The 15687-nt window shown below is 65.6% G+C and carries 14 protein-coding genes; 2 read left to right on the top strand and 12 right to left on the bottom strand.

Annotated elements, in window-relative coordinates:
* Window positions 1-125 precede the first annotated feature (125 nt).
* Window positions 126-1154: an AraC family transcriptional regulator gene (locus DPV74_RS27405; RefSeq protein ID WP_059695819.1), complete on the bottom strand. Its 1029-nt coding sequence runs from the start codon at window positions 1152-1154 to the stop codon at window positions 126-128.
* A 67-nt stretch (window positions 1155-1221) separates the two neighbouring features.
* The gene (locus tag DPV74_RS27400) at window positions 1222-2052 is read right to left on the bottom strand and encodes an oxidoreductase (protein WP_060085591.1); all 831 of its coding nucleotides are present in this window, start codon (window positions 2050-2052) and stop codon (window positions 1222-1224) included.
* A gap of 152 nt (window positions 2053-2204) precedes the next feature.
* On the opposite strand from DPV74_RS27400, the gene DPV74_RS27395 reads away from it, so the two are divergent.
* Entirely contained in the window at window positions 2205-2435 is a 231-nt protein-coding gene (locus tag DPV74_RS27395) for a DUF2147 domain-containing protein (RefSeq protein ID WP_240440025.1), read from the top strand.
* A gap of 90 nt (window positions 2436-2525) precedes the next feature.
* On the opposite strand, the gene DPV74_RS27390 is transcribed toward DPV74_RS27395, so the two are convergent.
* Window positions 2526-2927 (bottom strand): hypothetical protein, encoded by a 402-nt coding sequence (locus DPV74_RS27390; protein WP_091921641.1) that lies wholly within the window; start codon window positions 2925-2927, stop codon window positions 2526-2528.
* A gap of 375 nt (window positions 2928-3302) precedes the next feature.
* Here DPV74_RS27390 and DPV74_RS27385 point away from each other — a divergent pair, with 375 nt between their 5' ends.
* A complete protein-coding gene (locus DPV74_RS27385; protein WP_060175123.1) occupies window positions 3303-4226 on the top strand; it encodes a recombination-associated protein RdgC in 924 nt (307 codons plus the stop codon).
* 105 nt (window positions 4227-4331) lie between these two features.
* Here the strand turns inward: DPV74_RS27385 and DPV74_RS27380 are convergent, their stop codons facing one another.
* From DPV74_RS27380 to DPV74_RS27340, 9 genes are all read right to left on the bottom strand, one after another.
* On the bottom strand, window positions 4332-6002 hold the full coding sequence (locus DPV74_RS27380; RefSeq protein WP_240440024.1) for an ABC transporter ATP-binding protein: 1671 nt from the start codon (window positions 6000-6002) through the stop codon (window positions 4332-4334).
* A complete protein-coding gene (locus DPV74_RS27375) occupies window positions 6002-7108 on the bottom strand; it encodes an ABC transporter permease (RefSeq protein WP_027792454.1) in 1107 nt (368 codons plus the stop codon). Before DPV74_RS27375 ends, DPV74_RS27380 begins: the two co-directional genes overlap by 1 nt.
* On the bottom strand, window positions 7062-8114 hold the full coding sequence (locus DPV74_RS27370; protein ID WP_027792453.1) for a microcin C ABC transporter permease YejB: 1053 nt from the start codon (window positions 8112-8114) through the stop codon (window positions 7062-7064). Before DPV74_RS27370 ends, DPV74_RS27375 begins: the two co-directional genes overlap by 47 nt.
* A gap of 19 nt (window positions 8115-8133) precedes the next feature.
* Complete coding sequence (locus tag DPV74_RS27365; RefSeq protein WP_119338321.1) at window positions 8134-10020, bottom strand: extracellular solute-binding protein; 1887 nt, start codon at window positions 10018-10020, stop codon at window positions 8134-8136.
* Window positions 10021-10134: 114 nt separating this feature from the next.
* Entirely contained in the window at window positions 10135-12909 is a 2775-nt protein-coding gene (locus DPV74_RS27360; RefSeq protein ID WP_119338320.1) for a TonB-dependent receptor, read from the bottom strand.
* A 272-nt stretch (window positions 12910-13181) separates the two neighbouring features.
* Window positions 13182-13757, bottom strand: coding sequence for a helix-turn-helix domain-containing protein (locus tag DPV74_RS27355; protein WP_091921637.1), 576 nt, complete (start codon window positions 13755-13757; stop codon window positions 13182-13184).
* Between the two features lie 270 nt (window positions 13758-14027).
* Window positions 14028-14453 carry a biopolymer transporter ExbD gene (locus tag DPV74_RS27350; RefSeq protein ID WP_027792450.1) on the bottom strand — a complete coding sequence of 142 codons (426 nt, stop codon included), beginning with the start codon at window positions 14451-14453 and terminating at the stop codon, window positions 14028-14030.
* Between the two features lie 9 nt (window positions 14454-14462).
* On the bottom strand, window positions 14463-14885 hold the full coding sequence (locus DPV74_RS27345) for a biopolymer transporter ExbD (protein WP_027792449.1): 423 nt from the start codon (window positions 14883-14885) through the stop codon (window positions 14463-14465).
* Window positions 14886-14903: 18 nt separating this feature from the next.
* On the bottom strand, window positions 14904-15687 hold a 784-nt coding region (locus tag DPV74_RS27340), incomplete at its 5' end, for a MotA/TolQ/ExbB proton channel family protein (protein ID WP_162923148.1).

The following is a 15687-nucleotide window of genomic DNA, read 5'->3' as shown; positions in this document are numbered from 1 at the left end:
CTGAGCAATCTTTCGTCCGGGGCACGTCACCGTCATACAAGGTGACGCGCTTTGGCCGCCTGCTTCTGCGTAGCCGTCAACCAGTCGTAGCTACGGAGGGAAGTTCGGGGCAGTATGTCCGCGCGTCAGACCGGTTCGGTCGCAACGCCAGGCGAATTCAGTTCACGCCACCGGTTCGGGGTGATGCCCTCCCAGTCGCGGAACGCGCGATAGAACGAGCTCGTGTCCTGGTAACCCAGCAGGCAGGACACCTCATCGATTCCCGCGGCCGGGTCCGCAAGCAACCGGCGCCAGAGTTCCTGTCGCGCTTCGGCAAGCAGATCCCGGAACGTCGTGCCTTCGTCCGTGATGCGCCGTTGCAGCGTCCGCTCGCTCATTCCGAGGTCGCGCGCGACGCCCGACAGTTCCGGCCGGCCGCTTGCGAGGCATCGCTTGAGTACGACTTTCACCTGCTCGCGGATCGGGCTGCGCGCGTCGATTTCCCCCAGCGCCGCCGTCAGTGCTGGGGTCAGCATGTCGAGCAATTCAGGATTGTGGCCGGGAAACGGACGGCCCAGATCGGTCGATTTCAGCACGAGCGCATTGCGCGAAGCACCGTAGCGAATCGGACAGCCGAAATACGCGCGGTAGACCTCGTCCCTCGGGCCGGTACGAACGAACTCCACGCGACGCGGCGTCACGTGTTGCCCGGTGCCGCGCCTGCCGAGTTCGAGCAGCATCGCGAACGTGACGTCGGTCGCAACGGCCGGTTCCGGTTCAGTTGCGTACGGCCACGCCGAGGCAAGGATGCATTCGCCTCCCTCTTCGACGATATGCAACTGCTCCGGCGTGCAGAGCCGCTTGAAGCGGGCGACCCGCTCGAGGCCGTCGCGATAGTCTCGCGCATGGAACGCAGCCACGATGAAAGGGGGATGCGTTGCGGCTTCGCTCCCGGTCACCAGCGCGATGCCCAGACCGGGCTCGGGCGCCAGCTGCCCGATCGCTTTCCATAGCGCGAAGTACTGGTCGGTGCTCACGAGCGCTTGCGGATTCAGGTGCAGCGTGGCGGGTAGCCGGGCCTGACGCAGTACCGCGGCCGGCGCCAAGCCGGCGTGCGCCATCGAGCGCCAGAACGCCCGCGGTATCTTGCATCTGTCTGCCATGACTGCGCCCATCGTTACCCCTGCGTGGAAAAGCCCCTGCCGCTCGTGCGCCCGGCTCGTGGCGGGCGCGCGGATCATCCTAGCGCATCTGGCTCATGATGATGCGGTCGAACACGCGGTCGCCCAACCAGGCGCGGATCAGGATCATCGGTTTCGCGTACTTGCCGGCGACGTATCGCGTGCGCGGTTTCCTCGCGCGCACTGCCTGCGATACGACGTTGGCGATGACATCCGGGTCGGTGCCGCGTCCGTTGCCGTAGGCTTGCTGCGTCGCCTTCGCGACAGCCTGGATCAGCTTCGCATAGGCGCCGCTGCCGGAGCGGGTCAGCAGGCTGCGCGAAACCACGTCGCCGAACCCCGTCTCGATCAGGCCGGGCTCCACGATCACGACGCGGATGCCGAACGGCGCGAGTTCGAGCCGCAGGCAATCCGACCAGCCTTCGAGGGCGTGCTTCGTCGCGTGATACCACGCACCGAGCAGCGTATAGATCTTGCCGCCCATCGACGTGATGTTGACGATCGTGCCGCTGCCCTTCTCGCGCATGGCGGGCAGGAGCAACTGCGTGAGACGGGCCGTGCCGAACACGTTGACCTCGAACTGGTATCGCGCCTCCTCGATGCCGATGTCCTCCACCGGCCCGTACAGCCCAAACCCGGCGTTGTTCACGAGCACATCCACGCCCCCGGTTTCCTTGAGAATCGTCTCGACGGCCGCCACGATCTCCGCGTCGCGGGAAATGTCCATGCGCAGCAGCCTCGCGCCGAGGCGTTCGAGGTCGATCATCTTGTCCAGGTTCCGTGCAGCCACGTAGACCTGGAAGCCGTCCTGGATCAGTTTCCGGGCGATTTCCTTGCCCATGCCCGAGGAGGCGCCCGTCACGAGGGCCGTCTTCTTGCTTCTATCAAACATCGTGGTCTCTCACCGAGTTCTGACTGGCGTGAACGTTACTCGCCGCACGGCGCCGACGCACTAACGAAAGGCGCCACTCTGGTCGCAATTCGCGCCATGGCGAGCGCGGCGGCCGGGAAGCGCTCCGCCGCGCGGCCCCTGTTCCGCGAGGAATGGCGCCGTTCGCAACGGGAGCGGCGCCATCCGTCACTGTCCGATCCAGCCTCGGCCCTTACGATCCGGTTGTCTATCGCAGACGGATCGGCGGCGCTCTCTACGACGCCTCCGCCGGGCGCACGTACACCTGCAAGGCGACCATCAAGGACGGGAAGATGCTTCTGCGCGGCTACCTCGGCATTTCCGCGCTGGGACAGACCAGGGTGTTTCATCGCGCGAACGGGTAGCGAAATACACGTCGAAAGGCACCAAGAACGCCCCGATGCCGTGGGCATTCGTCGGTGGATTTCCTGGAGTGCTCCGATGAAACGGACAAGCTATCCGAATACCCGCGCCCATACCGCCCGAAGGCGTCGCGCGCGGTCTTCGAGGAGATAGGAAGCCACCAGCGTCAGGAGACCTGAAATTGCGCCCGTCACGATGTGCTCGAGATAGGGGATGCGGTAGTGACTCGTGTGCGAGTAGGCGTCGCCCAACGTCGTCAGGCAGCCAACGATCAGCGCATTGCCGTATCGATGCGCATAGAGTTTCGCCACGGGCGTGAACGTCAAAAGGACGGCCAGGAGTCCGGTAAGCAGACCTGTATGAAATGCGATAGTCCAGTGGGCAACGCTCATGATGTTGCCCCAGCTCCCCGGCATGCAGGTCATGCATGCACTGGTCGGCTGCCAGAAGCGCTGGATAAACAGTCTGACGCGATGTTTCCACTCGGTTGACATGATGCATTCCCGTCGATGCCGTTGTCATGGCCAACGCCGCCACACGTATCGTTGAAGCAGTTTCCACACCCTTCAACGAGCTTGCTGCCCCCGTCCTGGACGGGCTGGCGGTAGACCAGAGTGGCAGAACAATAACCCGGACATGGGGGGAATACTACTCCACGATCGGAGGGCCGCTGCTTCGACCGAGGCCGGCATTCGACGCTCGCGTCTGTCGGTGCGATCCTGTCCATGACGGGCGTCGGGCATCGGGCTTTCGCGCGAAGTCGACGTCCGGCGTCAACGGTAAATCCAGCCGGTGTATCGACGTTCGATGCCCCGCCTGACCGGCAAACGTCCCCGTCATATAGAATGATGCGCTTTGCCCGTACGCCCATGTGGTTCAAGAATCTTCAGCTTCATCGTCTTCCGGCCCCCTGGGCCGTTACCCCCGACCAGATGGAAGCCTGGCTGGCGCCCTACGCGTTTCAGCCGTGCAACAGCATCGAGATGCAGCGCTTCGGATGGGCGTCGCCGCGTGACGACGGCGCGCTTGTGTATTCGAACAACCGGCAGATGCTGCTGGTGTTTCGTTCGGAAAAGAAGCTGCTCCCGGCGTCGGTCATCAATCAGGTGACCAAGGCCCGGGCGCTCGAGGTCGAGGAGCAACAGGGCTTCAAGGTCGGACGAAAGCAGCTGCGCGAACTCAAGGAGCAGATCACCGACGAACTGCTGCCGCGCGCGTTCAGCATTCGCCGCGATACTCGCGTGTGGATCGATACTGTGAACGGCTGGCTCGTCATCGATGCGGCTTCACAGGCGCTCGCCGACGAGATTCGCGGCCTGCTCGTCAAATCGATCGACCAGTTGCCGCTCGCCGGCGTTCAAGTGGCGCATTCGCCGGTTGCCGCGATGACGGACTGGCTGCTGTCCGGCGAGGCGCCGGGCGGATTCACCGTGGACCAGGACGCCGAGTTGCGTTCGAGCGGCGAAGGCGGCGCCACGGTGCGATACGTCGGCCACGCGCTGGAAGCGAGCGACATGCGCCGGCACATCGAGGCCGGCAAGCAATGCATGCGCCTCGCGATGACCTGGAACGACCGGATCTCCTTCGTGCTGACGCCGTCGCTGACGATCAAGCGCGTGTCGCCGCTCGACGTGATCAAGGAGGCGGCGGATCCCACCGCGCAGAACGACGATGAGCGCTTCGATTCGGACGTCACGCTGATGACGGGTGAATTGGCGCGGATGCTGGCCGATCTCGTCGAAAGCCTGGGGGGCGAGCAGCAGCACGACTCGATTCAAAAGGCAGCAGCCTGACCGCCGTCGGTTGTCGCGGATCATGGCAGCTTTGCCGCAATCGCTCCGCCACGCATTCGTCTGCCGATTCGCCTGCCGGCCCCATGCGCGCGTCCGGCTGATGGCTCAGGGGATGAGCCGGGCCGAACGGTCCGTCGATCCGGCACACGCTTGCACGATCTGCGCCCCGGCAGCGTCGTCGAGCATCGACGACGCCAGCAGCGCGCGCGTGTAAGGGTGTGACGGCGAATTGAGCACCTGCAGCGTGTCGCCTTCTTCGACGATGCGCCCCGCCTGCATCACGATCACGCGGTGCGCCATCGCGCGCATCACGGCCAGATCGTGCGTGATGAACAGGTAGCTGAGCCGATACCGGGCCTGCAGGCTCGTCAGCAACGCCAGCACCTGCTTCTGGATCGATACGTCGAGGGCGCTGGTCGGCTCGTCGAGCACGAGCAGTTCGGGCTCCACCGCCAGCGCCCGTGCGATTGCGATCCGCTGTCGCTGCCCGCCGGAGAACTCGTGCGGATAGCGCAGCATCGTGTCGGCCGGCAGCCCGACTTCCTCCAGCAACGCCGCGACGCGCGCGCGGCGCGCGGCCCCCGCCAGTTCCGGCCGATGCAGCGCGAGCCCTTCGCCGACGATCTGCTCGATCGTCATGCGCGGCGCCAGCGAACCGAACGGATCCTGAAACACCACCTGCAGCCGCCCGTATAGCGCGCGGCGCTCCGCTTTCGCGCGCAGCGCCGCAAGCGGCAGCCCGTCGATCTCGATCTCGCCCGACGCAGGCCGCTGCAAGCCGAGCACCGCCGACGCGAGCGTCGATTTCCCCGAACCCGACTCGCCGACGATCCCGACCGTCTCGCCACGACGCAAGCTCAGCTGCGCGTCGTGCACCGCACGGAATGCGGTCTGCCCGAATACCGCGCGCCAGCCTTTCGCGGTGGTCCGGTAGTCGACCACGAGCGCACGCACGTCAAGGATGGTTCGCGCGTCGGCCGCGACCTGCTCGATCGCGCGGCGCGGCGCACTGTCGAGCAGCCGGCGCGTATAGGGATGCCGCGGCGCGCCGAACAGCGCCCCGGTTTCGTTTGCCTCGACGAGCACGCCGTGCTCCATCACCGCCACGCGCTGCGCGAAGCGCCGCACGAGGTTCAGGTCGTGCGTGATCAGCAGCACGGCCATTCCGCGCGCGGCGGCCTCCTGCTCTTGCAGGTCGAGCAACAGGTCGACGATCTGCTGGCGCACGGTCACGTCGAGCGCGGTAGTCGGCTCGTCCGCGAGCAGCAGCCGCGGCCGGCACGCGAGTGCCATCGCGATCATCGCGCGCTGCCGCTGGCCGCCCGACAACTGGTGCGGAAAGCTGTCGATACGCCGCTCCGGCTCTGGAATCCCGGTGCGGCGCAGCAGCTCAATACCACGCGTCCGCGCTGCGCCCGGCCTCAGCCCTTCGTGCAGCCGCAGGCTCTCGGCGATCTGCCGGCCGATCGTATACAGCGGATTGAGCGCCGTCATCGGCTCCTGGAACACCATCGCGATGTCCGCGCCGCGGATGCCGCGCATCTGCCGCTCGCTCTTCGTCAGCAGATCTTCACCGTCGAACAGCACGCGCCCCGACAAGCTTGCCTGCCGCACCAACCGCATGATCGACAGCGCGGTCACGCTCTTGCCCGAGCCCGACTCACCGACGAGCGCGACCCGCTCACCGCGTTCGACCGACAGGCTCAGCTCGCGCACGACCGCCCGGTCGCCGAATCGGGCGGAGAAGCCATCCATTTCCAGCAACGGGTTCGTCATCATCGGCCTCCGCCAAATGCCGAGCCACGCGTGCGTGCATCGAGCGCGTTGCGCAGCGCGTCGCCGATGAAGGTCAGCAGCAGCAGCGTGACGACCAGCGCCGCAAACGCCGATACCGAAATCCACCATGCGTCGAGATTGTTCTTGCCTTGCTTGAGCAGCTCGCCGAGGCTCGGCGTTGGCGGCGGCACGCCGAGCCCCAGGAAGTCGAGGCTCGTCAGCGACAGGATCGCCGCGCTCATCCGGAACGGCAGGAACGTGATCACCGGCGTCAGGCTGTTCGGCAGCACGTGCCTCCAGATGATCTGTGCGTTCGACAGCCCCATCGTGCGTGCCGCTTTCACGTAGTCGAGCGCGCGGTTGCGCAGGAATTCGGCGCGGACGTAGTCGGACAGCACGAGCCAGCCGAACATCGACAGCAGCACGAACAGCAGCCATAGCGACGGCGTGAAGATCGACGCGAAGATGATCAGCAGGTACAGGTCGGGCAGCGCGCTCCAGATCTCGATCAGACGCTGGCCGATCAGGTCGGTGCGCCCGCCGTAGAAACCCTGCACCGCCCCCGCGAGCACGCCGATCAGCATGCCCGACGCGGTCAGCGCGAACGCCATCAGCACCGACAGCCGGAACCCGTACAGCAGTCGCGCGAGCACGTCGCGCCCGAACTGGTCGGTGCCGAGCCAGTTGCTCGACGACGGCGGCGCCGGATACGGCCGCGACGCGAAATAGTCGATCGTGTCGTAGCGGTATCGGTTCGGCGGGAAGATCGCGAAGTTGCCGCGCGCGTCGAGGTTCGCGCGAATGGCAGGGTCGAGATAGTTCGTCTTCGCGGGAAAATCGCCGCCAAAGCGCGTTTCCGGATAGTCCTTCACGATCGGGAACGCGTAGTGCCCGTCATACCGCAGCACGAGCGGACGGTCGTTCGACAGCACGTCGGCGAACAGGCTGATCGCGAACAGCGCGACGAAGATCACGAAACTCCAGTAGCCGAGCGGCTGCGCGCGAAAACGCAACCATGTGCGCCGCCAGGGCGACGGCGATTGGCCGGCGCGATCGCGCTCAGCGGTCCAGGCTGTTGAACTGGATACGGGGGTCGACGAGGACATAGCAGATATCCGCGATGAGTTTGGTCAGAAGACCGATGAGCGTGAACAGGAACAGCGAGCCGAGCACGACCGGATAGTCGCGGCGGATCACCGAGTCGTATGACAGTTGCCCCATGCCGTCGAGCGAGAACAGTGTCTCGATCAGCAGGTTGCCGTTCAGGAATGCGCCGACGAACGCGGCCGGCAGCCCGGTGAGCAGCGGGATCGCCGCGTTGCGCAGCACGTGCTTCCACAGCACGTCGCGCTCGGGCACGCCTTTCGCGCGGGCGGTCAGCACGTACTGCCGGCCGATTTCATCGAGGAACGTGTTCTTGGTCAGGATCGTGACGATCGCGAAGTTGCCGACGACCGACGCCGTCACCGGCATCACGATGTGCCACAGATAGTCGAGCGCCTTTCCGATCAGCGTCAGGTCGTCGAAGTTGTCGGACGTGAGCCCGCGCATCGGGAACACCTGCCAGAACGTGCCGCCGCCGAACAGCATCAGCAGCAGCACGCCGAGCACGAAGCCCGGCACCGCGTAGCCGGCCAGCACCAGCACGCTCGTCACGGTGTCGAACCGCGACCCGTTGCGCACCGCCTTCGCGATGCCGAGCGGCACCGACACCAGGTACGTAAGGATCACCGTCCACATCCCGAGCGTGATCGACACCGGTAGCTTCGAGCGGATCACGTCCCACACGCGCGCATGGACGAAGTACGAGTCGCCGAGGTCGAATCGCGCGTATGCCTTCAGCATCATCCAGTAGCGCTCGAGCGGCGGCTTGTCGAAGCCGAACTGCCTGCGGATCTGCTCGACCTGCTGCGGATCGACGCCCTGGCTGCCGTGGTAGCCCCCGCCTCCGCCGCCCGCCTCGCCGCCGTGCGCGCTGCCGTGGCGCAACTGCGTGAGGACCTGTTCGACCGGGCCGCCCGGCACGAACTGCGTGACCGCGAACGTGATCGTCACGACGCCGATCAGCGTCGGGACCATCAGCAGCAGCCGCCGGAATATGTAGCCAATCATCGTGGTGCTCTCCGTTCCGTCATGTACCGGAAACCCGCGCGGCGCCCGCCGGTTTCTTCCGGTACCAGTAGCTGATGATCCAGTCCTCGTACTGGTAGGAATCCGGAACGATGGCCGGATGTCCGTAGCTCGCCTTGTACGCGATCCGTGCGTTCGGCAGGTAGTAATGCGGCACGAGGATGTACAGGTTGATCAGCACGCGGTCGAGCGCGTGCGTGGCCGTCTCGAGATCGTCGAGCGTGTCGGCCGCGAGCGCCGCGCGGATCAGTGCGTCGACCGCCTTCGACTTCACGCCCGGATAGTTCTCCGAGCCGACCTGGGACGCCGCCGCGCTGCCGAAACGGCGTGCGAGCTCCGCCCCCGGGATCGTGACGGGCGAATAGATGAAGGTCGTCATGTCGTACTGGAAGTTGTCCAGGCGCCGCTGGTAAAGCGCGCTGTCGAGCTCGTGCAGCGACGCGCGGATGCCGAGCGTGCCGAGCGCCTGGATGTACGGCAGGATCAACCGGTCCATGCCCGGCTGGTCGTCGATGATCTCGATCGTCATCGGCGTGCCGTTCGCGTCGCGCAGCGCACCGTCCCGGAAATGCCAGCCGGCCTGTGCGAGCAGGTCGCGCGCCTGCTTCAGGTTCGCGCGCAACGAGCCAGGCGGCAGCGTCGACGGCGGCCGGATCATCGGGCCGAACACCTCGGCCGGCAGTTCGGCGCGATACGGCGCGAGCAGCGCCAGCTCGCGCTCGCTCGGCATGCCCTTCGCGCCGAACGGGCTCGCCGCCCAGAAGCTGTCCGTGCGGCGGTACTGCCCGTAGAACATCATCCGGTTCATCCAGTCGTAGTCGAATGCGAGCGTCAATGCATGACGCACGCGTACGTCGGCGAACTGCGGTTTGCGCAGGTTGATCAGAAAGCCCTGCATCTGTGCGGGGCCGTCCGGGAATTCCCCCTGCTTCAGCATCCCGTTGCGGAAATTGCGGCCGACGTAACGACGTGCCCATTGCGTCGCGCTGTATTCCATGCGCGCATCGATGTCGCCGGCCTTGAATGCCTCCAGCATCGTGTACTGGTCGAGATACAGCTTGAACGACACGCGCGCGAAGCGGTACATGCCGCGCCGCGACGGCAGGTTCGCGGCCCAGTAACGCGGGTTGCGCACATAGACGATCTGCTTGTCGTTCTTGCGCTGCTCGATCAGGTAAGGGCCGCTCGCGATCGGCGGCACCGTCGCGATCTGGTCGAACGGCGGCCGCGTGCCGTCGGCCCGCATGCCCCACTTCGGCGAGAACACCGGCAGGTCGCCCGCGATCAGCGCGGCGTCGCGCTCCGCATGCTTGAACTCGAAGCGCACCGTGTGGCCGTCGACGACCACTGCGCGCCGGATCACCGAAAACTGCGCGTTGAAGAGCGGCGACGCCTGCGGGCCCGCCAGCGTGTCGAACGAGTATTTGACGTCGTCCGCCGTGATCGGGTCGCCGTTGGAAAAACGTGCGGCCGGATCGATGTGGAACGTGGCCGAGAGTCCGTCGGGCGCGACCTGAACGTCGTCGGCGATCAATGCATACTCGGATGCAAGCTCGTCCCAGCTGCGCTGCATCAGCGTGTCGAACATCAGGTTCTTGATGTCTGGTGCGGGCGAGCCGCGCACGAGGAACGGGTTCAGCGAATCGTAGCTCTGCGCTTCGTTGTAGTTCTGAAAGGCCAAAGTGCCGTCGTCCGGCGCGTCGGGGTCCGCATACGCGAAATGCGTGAATCCCGCCGGATACTTCGGCGCGCCGAACTGCGCGATCGCCGGCGCAGCCACCGCGCCCGCGATCGCGACGCCGTACGCGAGCACGGCTGCGCACACGGCGATCGCGCCCCGGGCCGCGATCGCCTGCGCGCGCCGCGCGTGCAACATCGATACTGTCATCATCGGTCTTCGTGTGATCGCACCGGCGCGCGGCCGGTGCCATGTCGATTCGAAATGCGGGAACGCATGCCGTCGGCGACCGCAACGGCCGACCGCATGCGCGGGCACGCGCCGTCAGAACCGGTAGGTCGCACCGGCCTGCGCAAAGCGGCCGACGTACGTGTACAGCGACGTGTCGTAGCCGGTCTGGTAGGCCGCGTTCATGTACACGGGATCGAACGGCGGCTTGCGGTTGAAGATGTTGTTGATGCCCGCATACAGCGTCCAGTGCTTGAACCCGGTATAGCTGACGGTCATGTTGAACTGGCTGTACGACGCGACGCTGTCCTGCATGTTCGGGTAGTTCCCGGCCGGCAGGATCGCCTGGCTGTACGGGCCCACGTAGATCCACGTCAGCGTCGTGTTCCACTTCCGGTAGTTCCAGTTCAGGTCCGTATTGCCCTTCCAGCGCGGGAAGCTGCCGCCGAACGGCTGGTTCACCGAACCGTTGTTGCCCGCGAAGTCGGTATCGACGCCGCCCACCGGCATCTTGAAGTGCCACACGTACGCCCAGTCGCCCGACAGCGTGAACGTGCCGATCGCCGTCTTCACCGACTGGCGGAACGTCGTCTCGAAGCCGTCCGTGTCGAGATGCGAGAGGTTCTTGTACGGCATCACCACGTACGCGATCGAACCGTTCGGGTTGCGTATCACGCGAGACGGATCGTTCGCGTCGACCACGCTCTGCACGTCGTCGGTACCGATCACGTTGTCGACGTGGATCTTGTACCAGTCGAAGCCGATGTCGGTCGTACGCGTCGGCGACAGCTGGAAGCCGATGTTGTAGTTCTTCGTGCGCTCGGGCTGCAGGTTCTGGTTGCCCGCCTGGATTTCTTCCGTCAGGTTGTACGAGCCGGGCGCGTTCCGATCGTGCGCGTCGATCACGCCTTGCGTGGAGAAGGTACGCGACGCCGTATTCTCGATCAGCGTCGGTGCACGGAAGCCGCGCGTGTACGACGCGTAGGTCGTGAACTCGCGCACCGGCTGAAAACGCAGCGCGAAGCGCGGCGAGAACGCCCCGCCGAAATCGCTGTAGTGATCGTAGCGGCCCGACTGGCTGAAGGTGAGGTTTTTCAGGATCGGTACGTCGAGCTGGTAGTAGACCGCCGCGACATTGCGCTGGCCGTTGACCGATTGCATCGCCGGCCGGATGAGCGTGCCGTCCGCCCAGCCCGAGCCCGTGCCGATGTACTGGGTTTCATGCAGGAATTGCGTACCCAGGCCGAGGCCGACGTTGCCGGTGGGCAGCGTGAACAGGTTCGGCGTCGCAATCGTCGCATCGACCGAGTCGAGTTTCGTGATCGCCTGCGTGCTGGTGCTGCCATAGGCGCCATCGAGGCCATGCGGCGTCGCGGCCGGATTCGCGAAGTCGAACCCGCCGTTCTGAACGATGTTCTCCAGCGCGGACGCCCGCATCCGGTTCGAGAAGTCGTTCGACACCTCGCTCTGCGAGTGCGAGTACGCCACCGACCAATCCCAGTCGCCCACCTTGGGTGTGGAGAAGGTACCCTTGACGCCCGTCGCCGCCCGCCAGAAATTCGCGCTCGTGCGAACGGACTGCGTGTCTCCGAACGTGTAGCGAAGCTGCGTCGGCGTGCCGAAAGGATTGTACGGATTGCTGCCCGGCACGACGTTCGGCACCAGCTTGACGCCCCCCGTCGCGGGATCGTACGTCTGCGTATTCGAACGCAGGCGCTCGACGCCGGTGTTCGTGACCGTCGTATTGTTGCTTTCCCACAGGTCGGCGAATGCCTGCATCGCGTCGTTGATCTTGAAGTCGGCATGCACCTTCGCGCTCAAGCGTTCGGTCCACGGCGAGATCGACGATGCGTATGCGGTGTTGTTGCCGCACACGCTGCCGCTTTCGCCGAATGCCTGCGCGGTCGAGCCGGCCGGAATCGCCTTGCCGCCGCGCGGGCATGGCGACAGCGGCACGTCGGTGCCATTGCGCCGCCAGTACGACAGCGATTCGTTGTTCAGGCCGCCGGGGAAATTCGAGAAATTCTGGTTCTGCGACATGTCGCGATCGGACGCCAGAATCCCGTTGGACTTGTAGTAGCTGAGCGCCGCGGTCACGTTGAAGCGATCCGAATTCAGGTCGCCGATGCCGCCCAGGATGCTGAACTGGGTCGTGCCCGCGCCGCCGCCGCCCTGCGTCGCGCCGCCGTAGCTGCCGCCAAGCTCGAGCCCCTGGAAGTTCTTCTTGGTGATGATGTTCACGACGCCTGCGATGGCATCCGAGCCGTACTGCGACACAGCGCCGGTCTTGACGATCTCGATGCGGTCGATGATGTTGATCGGCAGCGTGTTCAGGTCGAAGAACTGGTCGGTGCCGTTCACGGCGAACGCGTAGGGTGCCACGCGCTGCCCGTCCACCAGCACCAGCGTGTACTTTTCGCTGAGGCCGCGCAATGCGATGCCCGCACCGCCCGGCGCGAAACTGCCCTGCGCGCCCGATCCTTCGCCCCAGCTGCTTGACGAGTTCGCCGACACGCCGCGCAGGAAATCCGATACCGTCGTGTAGCCGCTGTTCTCGATGTCCTTGGCCGTGACGGTCTGCACCTGGTTGAAGCCGACCTTGTCCGCACTGCGGATCAGCGAGCCCGTCACCTCGAAGCGCTTGATCTGCGCGACCTTGCCCTGCGCCGCCGCGCCACCGGCCGGCACGCCGGCTCCCTGGCCCGGCTCACCGGTCGGCACCGGCGCATCCTGCGCGACCGCCGTCGCAATCTCTGCCCCCCCGTGCGACGGCTGACTCTGCGCGAATGCCGGCGCCGCCAGCGTGGCCGTCAGCGCCATTTCCGCCCAGATCATCCTCTTGATAGCCAACGCCAAAACTTTCTGCTTCATCTTGGTCCACTCGTTCATCAATAAGAACCCACCGGTTTTGCCCGGGATCTTGTGAATCCCCGCCCGCTTCCGGGCCCTGCGCACCGGCCCCGTGATTTCCGACCTGCCACCTGCACTGCCTCGAGCCCGCCGGCAACGCGACCTGCGCCCCGTGTTGCCGGCTCCTTCGTTCGGCGCGGCCATCCCGACCGCACGCCTCACACGTTCCATCCAAAAATACTCAGCAATACTTATGTAAGCACCCGGTGAAACGGATGCGTTTTCGTGTTCTCTCAGGCTCCGGTCGGCGCCCCGACCCAGACGATCACCGCTTCCTCACTGGTGGCGTTGCTCCAGACCTGGGTCGGGGTCGACTCGTAGTGCGCGGCATCGCCCGCTTTCAGCACGACGGTGCGGTCGTCCAGCGTCAGCTCGAGCTCGCCGTTCATCACGTAGACGAATGCCTCGCCGGCGTAAGGTGCCGCTTCAGGCGTGGCCCGGCCGCGTGGAATCCGGAACAGCCTCGCATCCAGCTTCGTTCCGCTCGCCAGATGCGAAAGCTGTGCGAACGCACTGGCGAGCGACTCGACGCCGCAGTGCTGCAGCGATTCGCACTGGCACGCCGGCGGCATGTCGCGCGACGCGCCGACGAAATGGTCGATCGTCACGCCCAGCGCCTTCGCGATGCCGACGAGCGTCGCGATCGACGGCATCGCGCGTCCGCGTTCGATCTGCGACAGGAACGGCTTGGAAATGCCGGCCGCAGCGGCGGTCACATCCAGCGTGAGCTTGAGCTGCCGGCGCAGCGTGCGAATCTTGTTTCCCATCGAGGTGGCGACAAGCATCGATTCATCGGAAGACGAAACCATAGTGAGACACGAACCCATAGTCGAAACTGCTTGATGAATACGCTCCCCCGGTCGACGCGATCGCAGTGCGCATTCAGCGCGACTGCGTACCGACGAAAACCGTGATCGCGCGGCGGACATTCGATGTTACGGCTTTCCCGGTTTTCATATCGCATCGCTACATTTGCACTACTGATCGATATGAATTCCCGTTGGTCGTGTCGCATCGTCCGCTCCGTCAAGGGTTCGTCGGGCCTCGCAAGGTGCCGGTCTCCTGCCCTGCCGCCAGCTTCACGGCATGTACTGCTCGTTGCCGATGAGGCCGATCTTGGTCGCCCCGACACGCTGCGCGCTTGCCAGCACGCCGGCGACGGCCCGGTACGGCGCGAGCTTGTCCGGACGCAGGCGGATCTCCGCCTGCACGGGCTCCGCGGCGACGTGCGCGAGCTTCTGCTCGAGTGCCGCGCGATCCGGCACTCGCGCGCCGTTCCAGGTCGTTGCGCCATCGGCGGCGATGTCGATCTGCACGGCCTCCGGTGGCTTCGACGGCGGCGGCGGATTGCCGACCGGCAGGTCCATCCGGACCGAGTGCATCTGGATCGGGATCGTGATGATCAACATGATCAGCAGCACCAGCATCACGTCGATCAGCGGCGTGGTGTTGATGTCGACCATCACGTCCGGCTCGCCGCCGCCCGAAGATACGTTCATGCCCATCGTCGACTCCTACCCGCCGCGCGCCGGCGGCTCGGTGATGAAAGAAACCTTGGCGATGCCCGACCGCTCGCACGCGGTGATCACGCGCCCGATGAATTCATAGCGCGTGTTCTCGTCGCCGCGTACGTGCACGTCGGGCTGCGGTGACATCTGCGAGATGCCCTTCAGCTTCGCGAGCAGCGTCGGGCCGTCCACGTGCGTTTCGCCCCAGAAGAATTGCCCGTCGCGATTCACCGCGATTTCGACGCTTTTCGGCGTCGTCTCCAATGGCTGCACCGTTTCCTTCGGCAGCTCCAGCGGAATCGTGTGAGTCACGACCGGGATCGTGATCAGGAAAATGATCAGCAACACCAGCATCACGTCGACGAGCGGCGTCGTGTTGATGTTGGCGATCACGTCGTCGTTGTCGTCCTGCCCGACGTTCATGGCCATCGTGCACTCCCGCCTGCGTCAGTGCACGAGCGACGCGGCCGGCGTACCGGCGGCCCGCACCGTGCGCTTGCCGCCCGCGAGCAACACCGTATGCAGCTGTGCGCCGAAGTTGCGCACCCGCTCCATCAGCGACTTGTTACGACGGACCAGGAAGTTGTAGCCGAGCACAGCCGGCACCGCGACAGCGAGCCCGATCGCCGTCATGATCAGCGCCTCGCCGACCGGTCCCGCGACCTTGTCGATCGACGCCTGCCCGGCGATGCCGATGGCCGTCAGCGCGTGATAGATGCCCCACACCGTGCCGAACAGGCCGACGAACGGCGCGGTCGATCCGACTGTCGCGAGGAACGCGAGACCGTCCTGCAGCCGGTTCGACACGTTGGTGATCGCGCGCTCGACCGAGACGTCGATCCACGTGTTGCGATCGACCGCCTCGAGCAACGCCGCGTCGTGATGCTCGCCGGCCTCGATCGCGGTCTCGGCGATGAAACGGAACGGCGACGCCTCGTCGAGCAGGCTCGCGCCGGCCGATAGCGACGGCGCGGACCAGAGCTGCTCGTCCGCGAGCTTCGCACGCCGGTTCGCGCGGAATTGCTCGAGGAACTTCGCGATCATGATGTACCAGCTGCCCATCGACATGATCACGAGCAGAATCAGCACGAATCGTGCGACGAAATCGCCGTTCTTCCACAGCGCGCCGAGCCCGTACGGATTCTCGACGGCCTGCGTCGCCGCCGGTGCAGGCGGCGGCAATGGCTCGTCCGCCGCCGCCTGCGGCGCGGACGCCGTCGCGGCCACGGCC

Origin of the sequence: Burkholderia sp. HAN2018, assembly GCF_024704855.1 — a bacterium.
Lineage (GTDB): Bacteria > Pseudomonadota > Gammaproteobacteria > Burkholderiales > Burkholderiaceae > Burkholderia > Burkholderia cepacia.
Note: the sequence above shows the minus strand (reverse complement) of the source record. Positions and strands in the feature narration are given on the sequence as shown.